Raw genomic sequence first — 21808 nt, forward strand, 5'->3', positions numbered from 1 at the left:
GCCGTCTTTTTTTCAAAGCCCGCCGTCTTTTTTTCAAAGCCCGCCGTCTTTTTTTCAAAGCCCGCCGTCTTTTTTTCAAAGCCCGCCGTCTTTTTTTCAAAGCCCGCCGTCTTTTTTACAGGCGGCCCTTATATATCCGTGCCATTGCTTTTTGGTATTGGTTTTCCAATTGCAGCAGATTTTGGCGGCTTTGGTAAATCACCGAAACTTCTACGAAGTATTCGATCATGTTGATCTGCCCGCCCGTTACAGCCTGCTTCAACAAATCCAAATTCCTGCCCGACTCAAAAGTGTTTTGATACTCTTGCATCGAGCGGTAGAGCGTTTCCGCCTCCCGGTACAGGCGCATTAATTCCGCCTCCGCCTGCAGGGTTGCGTTTTCTTTCTGCAAGTCTATGTCGAGCGCTTGGGCTTTGGCGGCCTTTACTTTGTGGCGGTTTTCGAAAAGGGGGAATGAGAATCCTACCACCAGCCCGTTGAACGGAGTGCCCGACTCTGTGTTTCGCCGGTATCCCAGCTCGAACTTGGGCAACCATTGCGAACGGTTCACCGTTACTTGCTTGTGCGCCGTCAGGCTTTCCTTTTCAAACGCCGCCAATGTGTGGTCCGATGCCATCACCTCCGCCTTCAGCGCCTGATAGTCTGCGGGGAAAGCTACGTCGGGATAACGGTCGTCGTCGAAGTCGACCGGGAGGTTGGCATTCAGCGCGGTGAGCTTTTGCAGCAGGTTGTTCAGGGCGGCCTTGTTCATCGACACCTCTGTGCGCGCGTTGAGCAGCTCCAATTTAATCTTGTTCATTTCCAATATGTTGGCATCGCCCGCCTCCAGACGCCGGGCGTACATTTCCGAAAGCTCTTCGGCATTCCGCAGCCGTTCGTCCAGCAGCTTCTTCTGCCGGCGCAGCAGGATGATGTCGAGACACGTTTCTTTGGCCTGCAACAACAGCTCCTCGCGGAAAAGGAGTGCGCGGTTGTCGTAAACTCCGGCTTTCAGTCGGTTCAGTTGCCGGCGTGTGGCATACAGGCTCGGGAAGTCGAAACTCTGCGACACCACCAGTTCGCCGATGGTTTCGCTTTTGTCTTTCGATTTCCACAGATGGGCGTACGAGAGCGACGGGTCCGCGAGGTTATTCTCTGTCCGGTCTTCCAGCTTTTGCGCCGCCGTCCACTGCGCTTTGGCGCGCAGCTCTTTGTTGTTCGCTTCGATCGAACGAAGCACCCGGTCGATATTTCCGCCTCCATCGTTCCCTCTTCCATACGAAAAGGAAAGCATGCCGGTGAGTGCGAGTAGGAGTGTTTTCTTATACATAGTCTTCTTTTTCTTTTAAATGCGTGGTATCTGCGGAAAGCAGCAGATAGACCACGGGAATGATGAAACCGTTTAAAAACGTAGAGGTGAGCAATCCGCCCAATATCACTTTTGCCATCGGACTCTGAATCTCGTTGCCGGGCAAATCGCCGCCCAGAGCCAGCGGAATCAGGGCCAGAGCCGAAGAGAGGGCCGTCATGAGAATAGGATTCAGACGGTCGAGCGAACCGCGGATGACGCTTTCGTACACGTTCATTCCCTCTTCCTGTTGCAGATGTTTGTAATGACTGATGAGCAACATCCCGTTCCGGGTGGCGATTCCGAACAGTGAAATGAATCCGATGATGGCGGGAATACTGAGCTCGCCGGTAGTGGCAAGCAGCACGAATACGCCTCCTATCAGCGCCAACGGCAGGTTCAGCAGGATGACTCCGGCTTCTTTCGGGCTACGGAACTCATGATACAGCAGCAGGAAAATGATGGCGATACTGATGACGGAGGTCAGCGTGAGTGTCCGACTGGCTGCCTGTTCGCTTTCGAACTGGCCGCCGTATTCGATGTGGTATCCTTCGGGCAGGCGAACGGCACGGTCGATACGTTCGCGGATGTCGTTCACCACACTGCGCAGGTCGCGTCCCGAAACGTTGGCGGAGATCACGATTTTCCGTTTCACGTTTTCGCGGTTGATGGTGTTCGGCCCCATGCCCGACACCACTTCCGCGACGTAGCTCAGCGGGATTTTCTTTCCGTCGCCCGTGTCGATGGACAAGTCGCGTATGGCTTCCATTTCGTCGCGGGCATGATCGTTTATCTTTACCGTCAGGTCGAAACTTTTGCCCCGTTCGTACACCTGCGACACCGCTTTTCCCGCCAGAGCCACCGTGATGTATTCCGAAAACTCCGGCAGCGTGATGCCGTATCGTGCCAGCATTTCCCGTTTGGGGTGTATTTTCAGCTGCGGCCGTTCGATTTGTTGCTCCACGTTCAGGTCGGCAATGCCGGGAATGTCACCGGTGATTTCTTTAATCTGTTTGCCGAGCGAGAACATCCGGTTCAGGTCGTCGCCGAACAGTTTGATGGCGATGTTGGCCCTTGTGCCCGAAAGCATGGCATCGATGCGGTGACTGATGGGTTGTCCGATTTCAATGTTCGCGCCGCTGATGCCGCCCAGCTTTTCACGCACGTCGGCCATTAATTCATGGCGGGAACGGTCCTTCAACTCGAAAGGAGCTTCGAGTTCCGATACGTTCACTCCCAAAGCATGTTCGTCCAGTTCGGCGCGTCCTGTCTTCCGGGCTACGGTTTGTATCTCGGGAATCTGCAATAACAGCTCTTCGGCTTTGCGTCCCATGCGGTCGCTTTCTTCCAACGAAACGCCCGGCAGCGTGCTGAGATTGATCGTGAACGAACCTTCGTTGAAAGAAGGCAGGAAACTGTGTCCGAGCGTGAAGAAACATCCCAGCGCGATGAGGAATAAGACGATGGTGCTTCCCAGCGTCACCCGCTTGTGTTTCAGCACCCATACCAGCGATGTCTTATACACTCCTTTCAGCCGGCTCGCCACAAACGATTCTTTCATCTCGCCGCTTGTATGTTTCTGCCCGAGCAGGTAGGAGCAGAGTACGGGAGTGAGCGTGAGCGCCACCACGGTGGAGGCGAAGAGGGCAACGATGAAAGCGATTCCGAGCGGCGCCAGCATCCGTCCTTCCAGCCCGCTGAGGAAGAAGAGAGGAACAAAGCTCACAACGATGATAAGCGTGGAGTTCAGTATCGGCATGCGCACCTCTTTCGACGCGTTGAACACCACCTCCCGCGTGGAGAGCCGTTCGTTTGCCGGTTTCTGCCTGTTCTCCCGCAGACGCTTGTACACGTTTTCCACATCCACGATGGCGTCGTCCACCAGCGATCCGATGGCTATGGCCATGCCTCCCAGACTCATGGTGTTGATGGTCAGCCCCATGTAGTGAAGCGTCAGTATCGAAACAATCAGGGAGATGGGAAGAGTGACCAGAGAGATGAGCGTGGTGCGTACATTGGTCAGAAAGAGAAACAGCACGATGACCACGAAAAATCCTCCCTCGAGCAGAGCGTTCCTCACGTTACGGATGGAATTTTCGATGAACCGGCTCTGGCGGAAGATGTCCGTAGAGACTTTTACGTCCGGCGGCAGATTTTTCTGAAGCTCTTTCAATGAAACCTCCAGCTTGTCCGTCAGTTCGAGCGTACTGGTGGCGGGCTGCTTGGTGACCGTCATCAACACGGCTGCCTTTCCCCGTTCGGACGCCGTGCCGAGCTTGGGAACTTTCGGGCCGATCTTCACATCGGCTATATCGGCGAGGGTGACGGGAAATCCGTCGGCCGTCTTGACGACAGCTTTCTCCAGCTCTCCGGTACGGTCGGTCGAAAGCATACCGCGGATGATGTATTCGTTTCCGAATTCGTATAACACCCCTCCGTTGGCGTTCAGGTTCATGTCTTGCACGGCGCGCATGGTTTCGTCCATCGATACGTTGTAATGGCGCATCCTCTCCGGCTCCAGCAGAATCTGGTACTCCTTTATTTCTCCGCCCAGCACGGATACCTGAGCCACCCCGCCGATGGAGAGCAAGCGCGGGCGGATTGTCCAGTCGGCCAGCGTGCGCAGATCGAGCATCGAAGTGGAATCGGCAGTCAGCCCGATGATCATCATTTCGCCGAGTATGGAAGATTGCGGACCCAGCGTCGGTTTGCCCACAGAGGGCGGCAGCGATTCGTTGACTACGGCGAGTTTCTCGCTAACGATCTGGCGGGCGAGATAAATGTCGGTTCCCCAGTCGAATTCTACCCAGATGACGGAAAATCCGTTGGTGGAAGAAGAGCGTACGCGGCGTACTCCGGTGGCTCCGTTCACAGCGGTTTCCACCGGGAATGTGACGAGTTGCTCCACCTCTTCGGCGGCCATCCCGTTGGCTTCGGTCATCACTACCACCGTGGGGGCGTTCAGATCGGGAAACACATCCACTTCGGTGTGCATGGCCGTGTAGGTTCCTCCGATGAGCAGGAGGATTGCGGCAGAGAGCACCACCAGCCGGTTGTGCAGCGACTTGTATATGATTTTGTTCAGCATGATGTGTCTCCTCGTTTTAGTGATTGTGCGTATGTCCCGGGATGGCTGTGCTTATGCCTGCCAGACGAACTTGGTTGGCTCCTTCGACAACGACGCGGTCGCCGGCTTTCAGTCCCGAAAGAATCTGTACGTTTTTCCCGTTGTCGGCGCCTAAAGTCACTTCCTGCTTGCGGTAGCCCTCTTCGTCCACGTTCAGGTACACAAAGAAAGAACCCTGTTCTTCCGTGAGCGCCGTTCGGGGGAGCGAAAGCACGTTCTCCATGTCCGACGATAACAGGTAGACCTCGACAAATGAGCCGGGAAGAACATCGACCGTATTGTCGAACTCGAAAGTCACAGGCACGTAAAACGACTGGCTGCCGGAAGATTTTCCGAAAGAAAGAAGTCTTCCGTTGAGCTGCTTCAGCTCATACACCCGGTTGTGGTAGGGGGTGCGGAAATTGGCGGAGCGGATGTTGCGCAGGTGGGAGTAGTATTTCTCCGACACTTCGGCGCGCAAGAAAAGGCGGCGGTTCTGAGTGACACTCATTAACGGCTGTCCCACAGATACATAATCGCCTTCCCGTATCAGGATGTTTTTGACGTATCCGCCAAGCGGGGATGATATTTCCTGTCCCTTGGGCGAATAATTTTTGGAAAGCGCCTCATAGGCAATGTGCGCGTTGTCGTGGTTCAGTTTGGCTTGCTCGTATTCTTTCTTCGATACGATCCGGCTCTCCACCAGCGCTTTTACGCGTTCGTATTCTTTTTTGGCGCTTTCATGAACGATGAGGGCACGTTGTGCGGCATCGCCTTCGGCGGTCTTGCTCGACGAGATGTTGACCAGAGGCTTACCCCGGTTAACCGCCATCCCTTCGGTGATTTGCCCGTGGAAAGAAACGATTCCCGACACTGTGGCTACAATGACGGACTCGTCTCCCTGCGCTGCTGAAATTTGCCCGCTGGTTTTAATGACTTGCCGGAAAGGGGCGGGTTCGACGATGCTGCATTTCACGCCTGCCGCTTCGGCTTTTGCGGCAGAGAGAATGATTTCGTCTTCATTTCCGCCGCAGGTACTTTCTTTTTCATGATTGTGGCCTTCTTCCTCATGGTTGTGGCCTACTTCTTTCTCATGGTCGTGTTCATCTCCCTCTTCATGTGTATGGTTGTCGCCGATGGCATGAGTATGGGTGCTTCCGCACGTTCCCTCTTTGTGTTTATGGGTGCATGATCCCAGAATAAACAATCCGAGGAATGCGATATAAATTAGTTTTTTCATAAATATATTCTCCTTGTTGAATAAAGCCCGGAGGCTTGAATTTTTGAATGGATTTTGCCGTATGCGTCAAAGGTGCCGATGTGTGGAAGAACGCTGATGAATGCGGGTTGACGTGCATAACGAACCGACTTCGTACAGGTTTCTGTGAATCGGACTTCAGATACGCTTTGGCTTTGAGCCGTATAATCCTTTCCGGAACAGACGGATTATGCGGGAATCGTGCAAGGAGGGGCACGAAGAGAGAAGGTACGGGCAATATTCGTACCGTGCAGGGATTCTCGATATACGGAATAGTCTTTCAGTTGTTTCTCCTGCGGATGGAATAATCGCTCGATGATTTGATGCGTAAACAGAGTGGTAACGAACAGGTAATGCGGTCCGCTATCCGTTTGTCTCGCCGGAGTGGGAGAGTGGAAGCGAGTCATGCACTCGCTGTCGCAGCAAGAGTCTTGTCCGGGATGGTGGTGATGTGCGGGACAGCCGGGTACTTCGGACAGGTCTTGCTTCATGCAAATCATTTTGTCGGGATGATGGTGATGGGGAATAACGGGAATCACCAACATGAAAATGTTGATTATAAGCAATATGGTTACTGTTATCCGCTTTCTCCTTATCATCCTGCTTTTATGTTATGATTGGGCAAAGATATGATATTTGTTTGAATTTAAAAAGTCTGTTTGGGTTGAATCTGAGAAAACGTCCGGGTTTGCTTTAATTTTCATTTCGGAACAGATCGTTTCATCGTTATTTTAACAGGTTGGTTTTTATATTTTCCGGTTCATTTGCATATATTTGTCGGGAGGAACTGTGTTTTCATGTATATAATCAGAGAATGATGAAAAATACCGGTTTGTATTGGTATGTCATGACGGGGGCATGGTGTGTGCACAATCTGGAAGAAGCGTTAACAATGCCGGCATGGATGCGGGAACACTATGACATTTTTTTTGCTTGCCTGCCGGTTTCCGAAAAAATGCTGATTGGAGGGTTTCCTTATGCGATCGTTATTGTAACGGCTTTATTGATGATTTTCGCATATATGGTGGCGGGACGCGAGTGGGACAATCGCATTCTGGCTGTGGCTTTGGGAGCTTTTGCTTTAAACTCCATTCAGCATGTGGCTGTTTCGGTAATTGTCCGGGGGTATTCTCCCGGGGTAGTTACAGCATTGTTCGTAAATCTTCCGCTCTCTTTCTATATTCTTAAGAGACTTTTCAGGCATAAGCTTCTTAAGAATTTTACTTGGTTGGGAGTATTTCTTTACGGGGCGTTGGCTTTGCTCGCCGCACTCTCGGTGGTCTGGCTGTTGGCCTTGGGGCTTTATGCTCTTTTTCGTCCACAGTGATTACTCCTGTTTAAGGCTTTTCGGGCAGAGCTCCATCATTCCTTCTTTGTTTCCTTTCCGCCATGGCAGTAATTTGCTTCCGGACTGCTTGCTTTCCGTCGGACTTGTGCTTATCACCTTTCCGGTCCTACAAGCTCGACGAAAAACCTGTTCAACCGACAGTCAGCCTTGTGCCTATTTCCTTTCCAGCTCTTGCAGCGAATCCATCTTCTTCTTTTCGAGAAATTCGTAGATGCCGCACAAGTGTTCGGTGACTTTTTTGTTTCCGAATTCGTAAACCTTGCTCACCAGACCGTCGAGAAAGTCTCGGTCGTGCGAAACGACGATAAGCGTCCCGTCGAAATCTGCCAGCGCTTGCTTCAAGATATCTTTGGTTTTCATGTCCAGATGGTTGGTGGGCTCATCGAGAATGAGCAGGTTCACCGGTTCGAGCAGCAGTTTGATCATGGCAAGCCGGGTACGTTCGCCGCCCGAAAGCACTTTTACTTTTTTCATCGACTCTTCCGGTCCGCCGAACATGAAAGCGCCGAGCAGATCGCGTATCTTGTTTCTGATTTCTCCCTTTGCCACATCGTCGATAGTCTGGAACACCGTCAGGTTTTCGTCCATCAATGACGCCTGATTCTGCGCAAAATAGCCGATTTGTACGTTGTGTCCCAGTGTCAGCGTGCCGGTGTGCTCTATTTCGTTCATGATACATTTCACAAGCGTGGACTTGCCCTCGCCGTTTTTCCCTACAAAAGCTACTTTATCTCCCCGTTCGATGGTCAGGGTGGCGTTTTGAAACACAATATGGTCACCATACGATTTTCCCACTCCTTCCATCGTCACCGGATAACTCCCCGAGCGGGGAGAAGGAGGAAACTTCAAACGCAGGGCGGAAGTGTCTTCCTCGTCCACTTCGAGCAGTTCGAGCTTTTCGAGCATCTTCACCCGGCTTTGCACTTGCAGTGTTTTAGAGTAGGTTCCCTTGAAGCGTTCGATGAACTCTTTGGTTTCGGCTATGAACTTCTGCTGCTCGTCGTAAGCTTTCTGCTGTTGTTCGCGCCGTTCCTTGCGCAGTTGCAGATACTGCGAGTAATTCACCTTGTAGTCGTATATCCGTCCCATGGTCACTTCAATGGTGCGGGTGGTGATATTGTCCACGAATTTCCGGTCGTGGCTGATGACGACGACCGCTTTTCCGTTGTTTATCAGAAACTCTTCGAGCCATTGGATAGATTCGATATCCAGATGATTGGTGGGTTCGTCGAGCAAAAGCACATCCGGTTTCTGCAACAACAGCTTGGCCAGCTCTATGCGCATGCGCCAACCGCCGCTGAAATCGCTCGTCTGGCGTCCGAAATCTTCTCTGGCAAAGCCCAGTCCGAGCAATGCTTTCTCCACATCTTCTTCATAGTTGGTGGCGTCGATGGAATAAAACTTCTCGCTCAGAGCCGAAACCTCTTCGATTAGTGCCATATAACTGTCGCTTTCGTAGTCGGTGCGGGTCTCGAGTTCTTTGTTCAGCCTGTCTATCTGTGCTTCCATCTCATGGAGATGAGCAAAGGCCTGCGCCGTTTCTTCAAACACCGTGCGTCCGTCTTCGGTCATCAGGTGTTGCGGCAGATAGACCACGACGCAATCTTTGGGCGCCGACACTTTACCGCGCGTAGGCTGCCTCACTCCGGCAAGAATCTTGAGCAAGGTACTTTTTCCCGCTCCGTTTTTCCCCATGAGGGCGATGCGGTCTTTTTCGTTGATTACGAAGGAAATGTCGCTAAATAAAGTCGTGCCGCCAAATTCTACGGCCAGTCCGTCTACAGAAATCATATGTTTTTTAAAATTTGAGGCGCAAAGATAGCAGTTTTTATTGTTTTTTGTTATATACAGAAGAGATAAACAGGAACATACGAATATAAAACTGTCATTTAAGCCTGTATATAAAGGGGAAGATAACAATAGACGAAAAACCTCTTGTTTTAGTTGCCGGAGACAATGAGAACAGTTTTAAACTGAAAAAGCCATTATAGAGAAAAAGTGTGAGCTGCATTGGGGCAGACGGACGAAGAAACGCTCAACGCAGGAGCCGATGAGATGTTGGTGAAGCCTGTCTCATTGGAACTCCTGCGTGGCACGTTGAGCAAATATATTCCGGCAATAGCCAGGTGAATCTCTGTTTATGCCGTCTTTGTATCGGTTTGGAACTTACGGCTAACCTTCATCAGGTTGATTACATAGTTTACCACATTCTGTGCTTCTTGTATCATGGTGAGGTAGACGATGCTGACACGAATACTGCCGGTCTGGTCTTGAATCCTTTGCAACTCTTTATGTTTCAGCTGTAAGAGCTGTTCGTTCAAATTGCCGGCGCGTCCGATCTCCTCCTCCAGATTGCCGTAATCGTTGTTTTCCAGTTGTCGTCGGCACTGCTGAATGAGGTAAGTGATATCTTCTGCCACATCTCCGAATTCTCCTTTCTGAATAGCGTCCAGCGGATTGAAGTTGTTGTCGATATGTTCAAGGCAAGGTTCGCAGAGTCGGGAGATACTGTATACCAGCTCGCTGGCAAAATCATTCCCCTGATAGTAATACAATCCTTTTTCGAGCGCAACGGCGTTGTCGAGCCGGTACATGGCTACCGCTCCGGTACGTTTCATCTGTTTGATCAGTTGCTTTTGGAATTTCGAGGCCCCCATTGCCCGGCGGAGTCCGCGCAGGTTTTCATGAATGAACGATGTAACTGCCAGCTCGAAGTTGTTTTCGGCGTATTGCAATACTTTGCCTAATTCTTCGCGCGTGTGCCGGCGCATCAGTTGCAGAGCTTCCTTGCTGTCGGTAGATTTCATCAGCTGTTTCAGCGTAGTGTTGTCGTTTTCTTTCGCTTTGCGTTTCTTGTATACTATTTGGCTGCGTATCAAGATAAACACTGCCAGCCCGATGAGTATGAAGATGGAAGTATTGCCTCCGTAATAGAGAATCAAAGCTACGAAAAAGCTGATGGTGAAGGCTGCTCCCGCTGTGATGAACCACCCGCCGATAACACTCAGTACACCGGTGATGCGGTAAACGGCTGAGTCGCGTCCCCATGCCCGGTCGGCCAATGAAGTACCCATGGCTACCATGAAGGTGACGTATGTAGTAGAGAGCGGAAGTTTCAACGAAGTTCCCAAGGCGATAAGCAAACCTGCCAGCACAAGGTTGACGGAAGCTCGCACCAAATCGAATGCCGCCCCGTCGGCTATAATCGCTTCGTCTTTTCGGAAGCGGGTTTCGACCCACTTTTTGGTTCTTTCGGGTGCGATGCGGGCCATCCCGTTGGCAAGTCCCATGCTGAAACGTACAAGCGTACGTGCCATCGGTGTGCTTCCGAAGTTTTCTTCGCCTTCATCCTGTCGGGAGAGGTCGACCGATGTTTTAATTACAGCATGTGCTTTTTTTGAGGTCGACAGGGCGTACACCATGATGGCGCCGGCTCCGACCAGAAAATACCAGGGCGTTTTGGCAGGCCCCAACAGCGAACTCATCAGGAAACCGTCTGCTCCGGCTTCGGTGCCGTTGGCGGTATAATCCATGAAAGACGAGAAGCCTGCCAGCGGCACGCCGATAAAGTTGACAAGGTCATTGCCCGCGAAAGCGAGGGCGAGCGCGAAGGTTCCCATCAGCACCACTACTTTGAATACATTCACTTTGAGCCAATGGAGTATTTGCATCAATATGGTGAAAAACGCGAAGAAAGAAGTAATCAGCAGGAAAGTGTTACGGTGTATCCATTCTTTATTTTCTGGAGTCATGAACGAGCTGTCTTTCAATCCTTTTATCAGCATGAAGTAAATGATGGAGGTTGCCGCTACGCCCCCGAAGAGGGCGATGCTGTATTTCATCTTCTTTGTGTAGTTGAACGTGAAGATTACGCGGGCAAGCCATTGCACAATCATTCCGAAGAAGAAAGCAAGAGCTACCGACACAAAGATACCCATGATAACGGAAAGGGCTTTGTCGGTATTGATCAGATCGCCCAAACCGAGCGTGTCGTTGTTGTGTACTTTGATAAGCGATAGGGCGAACGTACCTCCCAATAGCTCGAATACCAGTGAAACGGTGGTGGAGGTGGGCATGCCCATTGAGTTGAACACGTCGAGCAGCACTACGTCGGTAAGCATCACAGCCAACAGAATGCACATCAGCTCGGCGAAATAAAAATGCTGGGGCTGATAAATTCCGTGCCGGGCAATATCCATCATGCCGTTCGAGAGAGAAGCGCCGATAAAGATACCGACTCCGGCGATGAACAGAATGGTTTTGAAAGAAGCGGCTTTGGCTCCTACCGCAGAATTGAGAAAGTTTACTGCGTCATTGCTTACTCCGACCATTAAGTCGAATATGGCGAGGGCAAACAGAAAAATGATAATACATAAGTAAATTGTCTCCATAAAATAATGTGTATGTTATTTTTTGGAGCAAAGGACGAGTTTTGACGTTGCAACAGAATGTCATACTTGTTACATTTGTATTACCGTGTCCGTTGTGTCGGTGTTTTTTCGGGGGACACGGGCCTTTTGCGCAAGCAGTTCGGCAAATGTATATTGCGCTCTCACGGCGGGCTGGCTCGATAAGCGTTTTTTGAAAATATTTCGCAACTGACCGTCCACCCAACAAGCTTTCTGATTGTCGGCCAACTGGATGTCGAGCATTTCGATCAGGCTGTCGCGCAAATCATCATCGAGTACGGGAGTAACGGCTTCGATGCGCCGGTAGAGGTTGCGTCTCATCCAGTCGGGAGAGCCCAGAAACAGCAGCGGATTGCCTTCATTGCCGAAGTACCAGATGCGGGCATGCTCCAGAAAACTGTCTACAATTCTTGTGATACGGATGTTGCGGCTGTAAGGCTGTTCGGGCATCAGGCAGCAGATACCCCGGACGATCAGGTCGATTTGCACGCCTGCTTCTGAAGCTTCATAGAGGCGATCTATCATTGTGGTATCCTGAAGCGCGTTCATCTTAAGAATGATTCGTCCTGCTTTTCCTGCTCTGGCAAGCGCTATTTCCCGGTCGATCAGCCGGTTCAATTCCGGAATCAGGTTGAAGCGGGTGACCAGGAGGGTAGAGAACGCCAAGTCTTTTTCTCCGCGCAGCGTACGGAAAAGATTGTGCAGGTCGTTCACTATTCCCGGGTGGCAGGTGAATAATCCGCAATCGGCATAAAGGGTGGCGGTTTTCTCATTGAAGTTACCCGTACTAACGTAAGCATAACTCGGAACGGCTTCTCCGTGAGTGCTTTCCCGGCGGATAAGTGCTACTTTGGCATGTACTTTCAGTCCCGGCAGGCTGTAGATGATTTTGATTCCCGCCGCCTGCATCATCTCTGCCGTTGCCAGATTGTGCTCTTCGTCGAACCGTGCCTTCAGTTCTACGAAAACGGTTACTTCCTTTCCGTTCCGGGCGGCGGCTATCAACGTATTTATCACTGCCGAATTTTCGGCAACCCGGTATTGGGTTACCATGATTTCTCTGGTATCCGGATCGTGAACCGCTTCATACAGAAAGTGGATGAAGTGTTCGAATGAATGGTACGGGTAATACAACAGCAGGTCTTTCTTTTCTACATATCGGAAGATCGACTCTTTCTCACCGAAAATATTGAGTTTCACCGGTTTCGGTTTCTCCATTTGTGGGAGAGAACGATTGGGGTTTGGCAAGCGGCTCAGGTCTTCCATGTTCAGATGCTTGTCTCCCGGTACGAGTTCTTCGCGATGAATTCCGAATGCGTCCACCAGAAAGTCGAGGAAGTCTTTCGGCATGCTTCGGTTGTATACGAACCGGCAGACGGCTCCTATCTTGCGCTTCTTCACCTTTTCTTTCATCTGCTTTACGAGCGATGCGCTGTCTATGTCGTCGTCGATCAAAATATCCGCGTCGCGCGATATCTTGATGCTGTAGCTCGAATCGATGTCATAACCGGGGAAGATAAGAGGGAGGTTTGCTTTGATGATATCTTCTATGAACATGAGGTAGTAGTTCGTGCCGTCTGACGGAAGCTCGATGAAGCGGGGAACCTTGGCATACGGTTGCTTCATCACGAAATAATGAGCTTCGCGGCAGGAGGATTCATTGTTTTCACCCTCTGTGGGTGTTGCGTGTCCTTCATTGTCTTTTCTGTTTTCTTTAAGATAAAGCCGGATGGCCAGATAAATCCGGTTATCTCGCAGAAAAGAAACTATTCTATTTTTGACTACGGGAACAGGCTGGAGATAAGGGAAAATCTCTTCCTTGAAATAATCTCTGATAAATGATTTGTGAAAATCTTCTATGTGATGGCTGTCCTGATAAAAGATGATATGATTGCGCCGGAGCGCAGGAAGTATTTTCTGCTCGTAGATGAAGACGCGGTCGTCCAACTGGCGGGTTACTTCCCGGTTGATCTCTTCTACCAGCTCACGTGCCGAATGCACGGTTTCTTCATCGTTTTGGGTTACGCCCGATGCCACCGCTTTATGATCGGCTACCCGTATTTTGTAGAACTCTTCGAGATTCGACGAATAGATAGATATAAAGTTAATTCGTTCGTACAGAGGCAACTGTTCGTCAAGGGCCTCCAACAACACCCGGTAGTTGAAAGAGAGCCAACTGATATCCCGTTTGAAATAACTATATTTGCTTTTCATGTAAGTTAAGATTTGCCCAAATATAGTATCTTTGCAGGACTAAACAAAGGATTTATGACAAGAATTGGTCTCTTATCGGATACCCACGCTTATTGGGACGAAAAGTATCTGGAGTATTTCAAACCGTGTGATGAAATCTGGCACGCAGGAGACATCGGTTCGCTGGAAGTAGCCGAAAGGCTGGCGGCTTTCAGACCGTTGCGGGCCGTGTATGGAAACATCGACGGGCAGGATATCCGCAGGCGTTTTCCACAAGTCAACCGTTTTACCGTCGACGGAGCGGAAATCTTGATGAAACATATCGGAGGCTATCCGGGGAAATATGACCCTTCGATTGTCGGCAGCCTGATGACGCGTCCGCCGAAGCTTTTCATTAGCGGACACTCTCATATATTAAAGGTGAAATACGATAAGACGCTGGATATGCTGCACATCAATCCCGGTGCGGCGGGCATGTCCGGCTTCCATAAAGTACGTACATTGGTTCGTTTCGCGATCGATCAGGGAGTGTTTAAAGATTTGGAAATCATTGAACTAGTGGGGTAGAAAGCTTTCTCATTCTTTGGAAAGGTTGCAGGGTGACGACATAACCGCTTCGGGTTATATTGTCATGGTTATAATCAGATGGCAGGCTAGAGACTGTAATTTAAACTGCGTCAGTAAGGAAAATTAATTATCTTTACTAACACAGTTTTTTATTATGTATCCTCAATGATGCATTAGAGGGCGAGATGGATGCCCACTTGGATGTTGAAGAACGTTATAGTGGCAATCGTCGCAATGGCAAAATGCAAAAACAAGTCCAAACTCCCTTTGGTGCGGTAACGGTTTCAACTCCTCGTGACCGTAATGCTTCATTCGATCCTCAATTTATCAAGAAACGTGAAACCATCCTAGCTGAAGGCGTTGTTGACCGTATTATCGGATTATATGCAATGGGCAACAGTACTCGTCAGATTAGTGATTGGATGGAGGAGAATCTAGGAAATCGTGTGTCTGCCGAAACCATCAGTTCCATTACCGACCGTGTGCTTCCTGAGATAAAAGCTTGGCGATCTCGCGCTCTAGATGCTGTTTACCCTATTGTTTGGATGGACGCCATTCATTATAAAGTGATGGATGATTCGGGGCGTGCTGTCTCACGTGCCATTTATAATGTACTTGGCATAGATAAGGAGGGACACAAGGATGTTCTAGGTATGTACATTGCTAAAAGTGAAGGTGCTAACTTCTGGCTATCCGTTCTTACAGACTTCCAAAATCGTGGTGTACAAGATATTCTTATCGCTTGTATTGATAACCTCAAAGGCTTCTCTGATGCCATCGCAAGTGTTTTTCCGGCAACAACAACCCAGCTTTGTGTAGTACATCAAATTAGAAATAGCTACAAATATGTGGGCAGCAAGCACCAAAAAGAGTTTCTTAAGGATTTGAAGCGCGTTTATCAAGCGGTCAATCGAGAAACTGCTGAAGATTTTTGGACGATTTAGAACTCAAATGGGGCGAACAATACCCTATTGTTATTAAGTCCTGGCGTGACAATTGGATACTGCTTTCTGCCTATTTTGAGTTCACAGAGGGCATCAGGCGCATGATTTACACCACTAACACGGTAGAGGGATATCATAGGCAGCTACGAAAGGTTACCAAAAACAAAGGAGTTTTCCCAAGCGACACAGCACTGAAAAACTCGTTTATTTGGCCTACCGTAATATCCGCAAGAAATGGAGTATGCCATTGTCTAATTGAGGAACGACGGCTCAGCAACTTGCCATTAAGTTTGGAGACCGATTCAAAATACTATAACTTTACGCTCGTCGGGACGGGTGCTCCCGCCCCTTGCCGCTAGGCGCTCCCCGAGCGATGAGTATAGAGTAAAAAGAGCATTGACACAGTTTATTTTACGCTCCCGAAAATATTCCATAGGCATCCGATAAACCAGAAAATGCTTATAAATAATACTATTGGTGCATCAGTCAACCATTTGAAAATCCTATTCATTGTATCGAAGATTTATTACAAATAACACTTGGGCAGTTAATGGATTTTAACCGACCCAAGTGCCATTTGCGGGTAATAGATTATCTGCAGAACTATGTTCTTATAGATTAATGTTTAGAGAATTTATTTGAAAGGCATTGTTGAAGCATGTCCTCCTTGTTGCATTACCATTTCTGTATGCTTTTCCCATACGTATTTAACTCCTCTTCCAATAGGAACCTACACCATATGCAACCCAATACCACAGGGATTCACCTCCATTACATTCAACAATTTCATTGAGAGTGAGTTCTTCAATCCGTTCATTTCGGAATTTTCAAATAAATCTAGTTTTGCCATAATATTCTTTGTTTTTAATACCTTTGTCTTTAAACCTATTTCTTAGAGAAAACACTAATGATTCCTCGAACAATATCAGGACCGTAAATAATTATCACATAAGCCAAAAGTCCTACGACTACAGCGACCCCAAAAGAGATGAAAGACATCATTTTTTTTCTTCTGTTCTTAGTGTCTTGGTTTCCGTCCTGCATAGCCATCACTAAGTCCTTCTCTAACATCTTTAAACTCCGTTATGAAAGTGCCTACCGCTACTGCGATCAACACAATAGCAAATGGCCCTATACCTCCATACACAGACTTAACTTCTTCTTCGTGCAAGGGTTCCAAGCCCGCTACGTTTAATTCAAATTCTTTCATTGCATTTAATTTAAACCGGTTAAACTTAAAAATACCATCTTCTTCCTGCAATAATATTACAGAGAAAAATCGAGAACGCCAAAACTTTCATGATATATTTTTGTGATTCTTAAAATTTCCCCACTCTTCCTACGAAATCCTTGGCTTGTAAAAACTCCGATTTCTACTTATATATTTGCTGTTCGATAGCGATTTGTTCATCTTAAACATAAAGAATTATGGAGTTGAACAACAATAACAACTATGTATTGGTTTTAGAAGATCGCACAGATGTGAAGAACGGACAGGAGGCAGGTAAGCTCTCCGTCGTTTTCGGGATTGACGAGAAGGACTATTTCAAAACCACAGAAGCCGAAGCGACAAATCAGACTTTGTTCTTGAAGTTCAATAGCAGGGACGGACTGCAGAAGAACTACATGAGCAATTCCCTCAAACAGTTCAACGACCCGACCCGTTTTGGACTGTACAAGGTCTTGTCCAGCAATGTGGAGTAAGGCGTGGATAATCTCCGCATCATGCTCCAAAGCCGAGAGAAGCCCGAAACGCAGGAACAACTGGCAAAGATGGGCGTATCGTTTGAGGACTTTCTGCCCCGGCAGAAGAACGCTACTGCCATCGATCCCGAAAAGGTGGATTGCTGTCCCGTCGGTGATACCACCATCTATACCGAAGCCCGCCTCGCTTTTCGTACAGACGACAATGGCAACATCGGCTTGGCAGTCCACTCTATGCGTAAAGAGTCATAACTTGACTATCCCTATATGGGTTACAAGTTCTCTCCTGAAGAGAAGGGTAACTCCTCACTACGGATAATCTGGGCAAGACCATTGACGTGACTCCCAAGAACGGAGAACCTTTCTCTGCCTGTGTCTCCATTGACCCGCAGACAAATGAAATCATCGTCTTGCGTGCCGACCGAGTGAACATTCCCACAGAGATTAAGGGCGTAACGCTCTCTGATGCCCAGTACAAAGACCTTGTGGAAGGCAAAGTCGTGAAAGTGGAAGGTATGATCGCCAAGAGCGATAAGTCTTTCTTTTTATCAAGTTGCAGGAATATAGAGGGGGCCTCAGCCTGGATATGGCATTGATAATACAATGTCAGATGTGAATTTATTACAGCTTTTTGTAACATCAATCATAGAAAGTAGCAGATATATCAGTTCTGAAGTATAGCCAGACTTCTTTGAAGCTACTAATGTTCGGTTGGAAGAGTTAAATATGGGCTAATTTAATACTGCCGATAGGTTATATTAGCCGTTTGGTATTAACAGATAATTCGTCTTTCGGTTGTGTTTTATTCGTCTGCCGAACGGGAGACGAATAAAACACAACCGAAAGACGAATGCGACACGAACGGCAGACGAATAGATTTTGCTAAAAAACAGGCTAAAGTATGCGGTGCGGGAGGTTAGAATATAATTATTACTGTTCGCTAAACCATAATTATCTACTCCCAACTCGTTAACTATTACGTGTTTGAAGTATTTCTGCTTGGGGACAAGTCCCCTTATGTCAGATTCTCTTCTTCCGGAGGTTCTTCCGCTGCTTGTTTTAGGAGTAATTTCAAGCCTTCGTCAGGTCGTTCGAAGAATGTATCCATATTGATGTCGTACATCAGAACGATTCTTACCATCGTGGCTAATCCCGAGAAGCTCCAAGGGCGTGTCAGCCGTCTTTGCAGAAGTGTCATAAGCCGGTTAGCAATGAGTGTCACCCAAACCTGTATCTTGATAGCATTGGCACTTTCTCCATAAAAGTATCTGAGTGGAAAATTCTGCTTGATTTGCTTGAAGAGTGATTCTATGAGCCATCGTTTGCGGTATATTTCCACGATGGTTTGAAGTGGCATGTCAAAATCGTTGGTCAGCAAGCTCACAAGTTTAGGCTGCCTGCCCTTTTTGATATCCACGTATGTAACGATACGCGCCTTATGCCGGGTGTTCCCCTTGTTGAACACCACCGTTTGTTCCCGATACTCCATCACTCCTTGCCGGGTCATATACATACGGTCAGAAAGTAATTTGTAGGTGAGATTTTTCTTCATCTTGGTGACATACTTCAGCCTGCATAGAAGCCTCTATCTCATGCAGGGAGTCGAAACGCATAATGACAGCATAAAGCATTGTGAGCAGATGATGCCAACCGTCGAACGATTTTACATAGCGTTCACCACCCTGTGTCCGACTCATTTGAACTATTTTATCACGATCAAGCGATTTTATCAACTGACCATACACCGGCTGTCCGAAGAAATGTGTACTTTTACCCATGGTTATACTTTTTTGTTTTGCAACTCAAAGATAGCCAACAGGGCTGATACCTCGTGAGAAGTGTCAGCCCTGTTTTTTTATGAACTCAAAAGGTTTACCGGACAGCAATAATATTTTATTTTCCAATGGTTTTTCCGCCAAGATAAAATAAAATTTTCAGTATAATTTAAATTTATAAGGAACGACTATATATAAAAATGCGAATGAGCACCGATTTCCACTACCGAATTTGATTCGTTTCGTGTCAATCTGCGTTCATCCGCATTGCGTTGTCTTATCCGCTACTATATATAATGTATAGCCGATAGACCTGTGTTGTCTGCGCCGGTTTCTTACAGTGCGCCTACTTCTTTCAAAGCTGCGTTTGTAGCATGAACAGCTTTTGCGCTGGCTTCGAATTTGGCTTTTTCGTCAGCGTTCAGTTCCAGCTTGACGATCTTTTCGATGCCGTTTCTGCCAAGGATTACAGGAACACCGATGCAAATGTCTGATTCGCCGTATTCGCCTTCCAGATATACTGAGCATGGAATCATCTTTTTTTGGTTGTGAAGGATGGATTCTACAACGAATGCTGCGGCAGCTCCCGGTGCGTACCATGCTGAAGTGCCCAGCAATTTGGTCAAAGTTGCACCTCCAACCATTGTAGCGGAAGCTACTTCGTTCAGCTTTTCTTCAGACAGGAAGTTGGTTACGGGCAACCCTTTGTAAGTAGCGAAACGGGTCAACGGAATCATGGTCGTATCGCCATGCCCGCCGATGACCATGCCTTCTACTTCGTTGGCATTGCATCCCAAAGCCTGAGAAAGGAAGTATTTGAAGCGAGAGCTGTCAAGAGCGCCACCCATGCCGATGATGCGGTTTTTCGGCAATCCCAGAGATTTCAATGACAAATAAGTCATGGTATCCATCGGGTTGGAAACTACGATGAGGATGGCATTGGGAGAATGCTTCAGGATGTTTTGAGCCACTGATTTTACGATGCCGGCATTCACCCCGATCAACTCTTCGCGGGTCATACCCGGTTTGCGGGGAATACCTGAAGTGATGACCACTACGTCCGAGTTGGCTGTTTGAGCATAATCGTTCGTGCAGCCCACTAAGGTAGTGTCGAAGCCCAATAGTTGAGCTGTCTGCATCATATCCATTGCTTTACCCTCTGAAACGCCTTCTTTTACGTCCAGCATTACTACTTCGTCTGCTACTTCATTGAAAGCAAGCACATTTGCACATGTAGCGCCTACGTTACCTGCGCCTACTACGGTTACTTTTGACATAATACGATTTATTTAAAAGTTGATAATTGGTTTTTCTTCTCGTATCCGCAAAATTACAATGTTATTCCTGATTAAAGAAATTTTTCCACAATAATTTTCGTTAAAGAAAGAACTCCTTTCCGGATGAGCCGAGTAGAGGGCTCGTCAGAGGTAATAACGCAGTCCTCCGATGAATGCTATTTTTTTTATGCCATACGATTCGTCTTTGTCGATTTGGAAGTGCTTCGGCTTTTTTAAGGCGCAGATTAATAACGAGAATTCTCCACCTATGCCTATGTGTTTGGAGATCATATATTCCCATCCGACGGAGGTGCTGAACACAGGGCCGTTTTGCTGCTCGTACGAGTTGTTGAAACTGCTGTATCCCAAACCTAAATCTGCTTTTACCATCCATTTGGGGGCTAATTTGGCTCGGGCTACGAATGTAGGGGTAATTATTTTTTCCTGAAAACTGTCGTCTGAGATAGTGGTGCTTGAGCTGAAGAATTTCAATCCGAATCCCAGTCCCGATTTGAATATGCAGTTGTACTCTGCCTGCCATTGTGTCATCATTTTGCGTTTGTATCTTCTTGTTGGTGTTTCTATCGTGCTGGTGATTAACCCGGCTCCTGCGTTGACAGCCATTGTATGGCGGGGCACTTGCTTTTTTCGTGTTTTCCTTGCCCCTTTTTCTGCGAATGCCGTAGCAGTTGAGGTTTGAGTCTGTCCGGCGGAACTGAAAGCGTTTTCATCCGAATTGCACACATTGACCGAATCGGTCCGGAGTAAAGGAGGCATGTTGGTTGTTTGAGCGGCGATGTATGGGCTGCAAACCATAAGTGTGGCCGTCAGGCCTGAGAGGAGGCAATGTTTAATGTGTTTCATGTTTTTTGTTTGATTTGGTCATAATTCTTAAATAGGTCGCAATACTTAAAATGTCGCAAAAGTAATTTTTTTTTGGAAATAGAATGATAGAGCATTCGCAAAATGAACTGAAATGCTTATTTTTGCGTTTGTTATCCGTTTAATTATTAGATTTATGAATAAAAAGGGCTTTCTGGTTGCCGCTGTAGCTGTGCTGGTAATAGCAATGATCGGCATTACATATTTATTGATCACTGAAAAGCGTGCGAATCGTGAGTTGGTGCAGGAGTTTCAGTTGGATAAGGAAGATTTGGAAAAAGAATATACCCGGTTTTCACAGCAATATGACGAACTGAAGATGACGGTTTCGAACGATTCGCTTGCCCAATTGCTGGAACAAGAGCAACTCAAGACCCAACGTCTGCTGGAAGAGTTGCGTACGGTGAAAAGTTCGAATGCTTCCGAAATCCGGCGGTTGAAGAACGAACTGGCCACGTTGCGTAAGATAATGGTTGGGTATATCAATCAGATCGACTCGTTGAACAGGCTTACCGCAGAACAGAAAGAAGTGATTGCCGAAGTGACCCGGAAATACAACGATGCTTCGCGCCAGATCAGCAACCTTTCGGAAGAAAAAAAGAATCTGGATAAAAAAGTGACGCTTGCCGCACAGCTGGATGCTACGAATATCCGTGTAGAGGCGCGAAACAAAAGGGGAAAGGTGGCGAAAAGAGTGAAGGATGTGGTGAAAATGGCGGTCAGTTTTACCATTGTAAAGAACATTACGGCGGAGAACGGCGAGCGAACCCTTTATATCCGCATAGCCAAGCCCGACAACGATGTGTTGACGAAGAATCCCTCCAATACGTTTCCCTATGAGAACCGCGAATTGGGGTATTCCATTAAAAAATACATAGAATACGATGGTGAAGAACAGAATATCACCGTCTATTGGGATGTGGAAGAGTTTTTGTATGCCGGAACCTACCGGGTGGATATTTTCGAGGGCGGTAATCTGATCGGTTCCCGGAAATTCGAATTGGAATGAAAAGTGACT

Annotated in this window: 13 protein-coding genes and 3 pseudogenes; 5 read left to right on the forward strand and 11 right to left on the reverse strand. The window is 48.0% G+C overall.

What is annotated here, in order from left to right; translation table 11 throughout:
• Positions 1–115: 115 nt before the first annotated feature.
• The 4 genes from GGR07_RS05400 to GGR07_RS05415 all read right to left on the reverse strand — a co-directional run bounded on the left by GGR07_RS05400 (position 116) and on the right by GGR07_RS05415 (position 6290).
• Positions 116–1273, reverse strand: a complete 1158-nt coding sequence (locus GGR07_RS05400) for a TolC family protein (RefSeq protein WP_122056693.1) — start codon at positions 1271–1273, stop codon at positions 116–118.
• 28 nt (positions 1274–1301) lie between these two features.
• On the reverse strand, positions 1302–4415 hold the full coding sequence (locus GGR07_RS05405; RefSeq protein WP_122056494.1) for an efflux RND transporter permease subunit: 3114 nt from the start codon (positions 4413–4415) through the stop codon (positions 1302–1304).
• Positions 4416–4431: 16 nt separating this feature from the next.
• On the reverse strand, positions 4432–5673 hold the full coding sequence (locus tag GGR07_RS05410) for an efflux RND transporter periplasmic adaptor subunit (protein ID WP_021647208.1): 1242 nt from the start codon (positions 5671–5673) through the stop codon (positions 4432–4434).
• A gap of 206 nt (positions 5674–5879) precedes the next feature.
• Complete coding sequence (locus tag GGR07_RS05415) at positions 5880–6290, reverse strand: DUF6769 family protein (RefSeq protein ID WP_021647207.1); 411 nt, start codon at positions 6288–6290, stop codon at positions 5880–5882.
• 215 nt (positions 6291–6505) lie between these two features.
• Between GGR07_RS05415 and GGR07_RS05420 the strand changes: the two genes are divergently transcribed.
• Complete coding sequence (locus GGR07_RS05420) at positions 6506–7018, forward strand: HXXEE domain-containing protein (RefSeq protein WP_021647206.1); 513 nt, start codon at positions 6506–6508, stop codon at positions 7016–7018.
• A gap of 174 nt (positions 7019–7192) precedes the next feature.
• Here GGR07_RS05420 and GGR07_RS05425 read toward each other — a convergent pair whose 3' ends face one another.
• The 3 genes from GGR07_RS05425 to GGR07_RS05440 form a co-directional block, all read right to left on the reverse strand.
• Positions 7193–8830: an ABC-F family ATP-binding cassette domain-containing protein gene (locus tag GGR07_RS05425; protein ID WP_021647205.1), complete on the reverse strand. Its 1638-nt coding sequence runs from the start codon at positions 8828–8830 to the stop codon at positions 7193–7195.
• A gap of 347 nt (positions 8831–9177) precedes the next feature.
• A complete protein-coding gene (locus tag GGR07_RS05435; protein WP_021647203.1) occupies positions 9178–11430 on the reverse strand; it encodes an inorganic phosphate transporter in 2253 nt (750 codons plus the stop codon).
• Between the two features lie 69 nt (positions 11431–11499).
• Positions 11500–13662: an RNA degradosome polyphosphate kinase gene (locus GGR07_RS05440; protein ID WP_051990583.1), complete on the reverse strand. Its 2163-nt coding sequence runs from the start codon at positions 13660–13662 to the stop codon at positions 11500–11502.
• Positions 13663–13716: 54 nt separating this feature from the next.
• On the opposite strand from GGR07_RS05440, the gene GGR07_RS05445 reads away from it, so the two are divergent.
• Positions 13717–14208, forward strand: a complete 492-nt coding sequence (locus GGR07_RS05445; RefSeq protein WP_034542866.1) for a metallophosphoesterase family protein — start codon at positions 13717–13719, stop codon at positions 14206–14208.
• A gap of 158 nt (positions 14209–14366) precedes the next feature.
• Positions 14367–15411 (forward strand): annotated as a pseudogene (locus tag GGR07_RS05450) (IS256 family transposase); the annotation flags it as partial.
• A gap of 759 nt (positions 15412–16170) precedes the next feature.
• Here GGR07_RS05450 and GGR07_RS05455 read toward each other — a convergent pair.
• Positions 16171–16362, reverse strand: coding sequence for a class IIb bacteriocin, lactobin A/cerein 7B family (locus tag GGR07_RS05455; RefSeq protein WP_147298129.1), 192 nt, complete (start codon positions 16360–16362; stop codon positions 16171–16173).
• Between the two features lie 218 nt (positions 16363–16580).
• Between GGR07_RS05455 and GGR07_RS05460 the strand changes: the two are divergent.
• Positions 16581–17398, forward strand: a pseudogene (locus tag GGR07_RS05460) (DUF3945 domain-containing protein); the annotation flags it as partial.
• Positions 17399–17871: 473 nt separating this feature from the next.
• Here the strand turns inward: GGR07_RS05460 and GGR07_RS05465 are convergent.
• The 3 genes and pseudogenes from GGR07_RS05465 to GGR07_RS05475 form a co-directional block, all read right to left on the reverse strand.
• Positions 17872–18634, reverse strand: a pseudogene (locus tag GGR07_RS05465) (DUF4372 domain-containing protein).
• 332 nt (positions 18635–18966) lie between these two features.
• The gene (mdh, locus tag GGR07_RS05470; RefSeq protein ID WP_021647189.1) at positions 18967–19908 is read right to left on the reverse strand and encodes a malate dehydrogenase; all 942 of its coding nucleotides are present in this window, start codon (positions 19906–19908) and stop codon (positions 18967–18969) included.
• Between the two features lie 144 nt (positions 19909–20052).
• On the reverse strand, positions 20053–20772 hold the full coding sequence (locus GGR07_RS05475; RefSeq protein ID WP_021647188.1) for a hypothetical protein: 720 nt from the start codon (positions 20770–20772) through the stop codon (positions 20053–20055).
• A 154-nt stretch (positions 20773–20926) separates the two neighbouring features.
• Here GGR07_RS05475 and GGR07_RS05480 point away from each other — a divergent pair, with 154 nt between their 5' ends.
• Positions 20927–21799, forward strand: coding sequence for a hypothetical protein (locus GGR07_RS05480; RefSeq protein ID WP_034542872.1), 873 nt, complete (start codon positions 20927–20929; stop codon positions 21797–21799).
• Positions 21800–21808 lie beyond the last annotated feature (9 nt).

The organism is Bacteroides pyogenes (assembly GCF_014196225.1).
GTDB classification, from domain to species: Bacteria; Bacteroidota; Bacteroidia; order Bacteroidales; family Bacteroidaceae; genus Bacteroides; species Bacteroides pyogenes_A.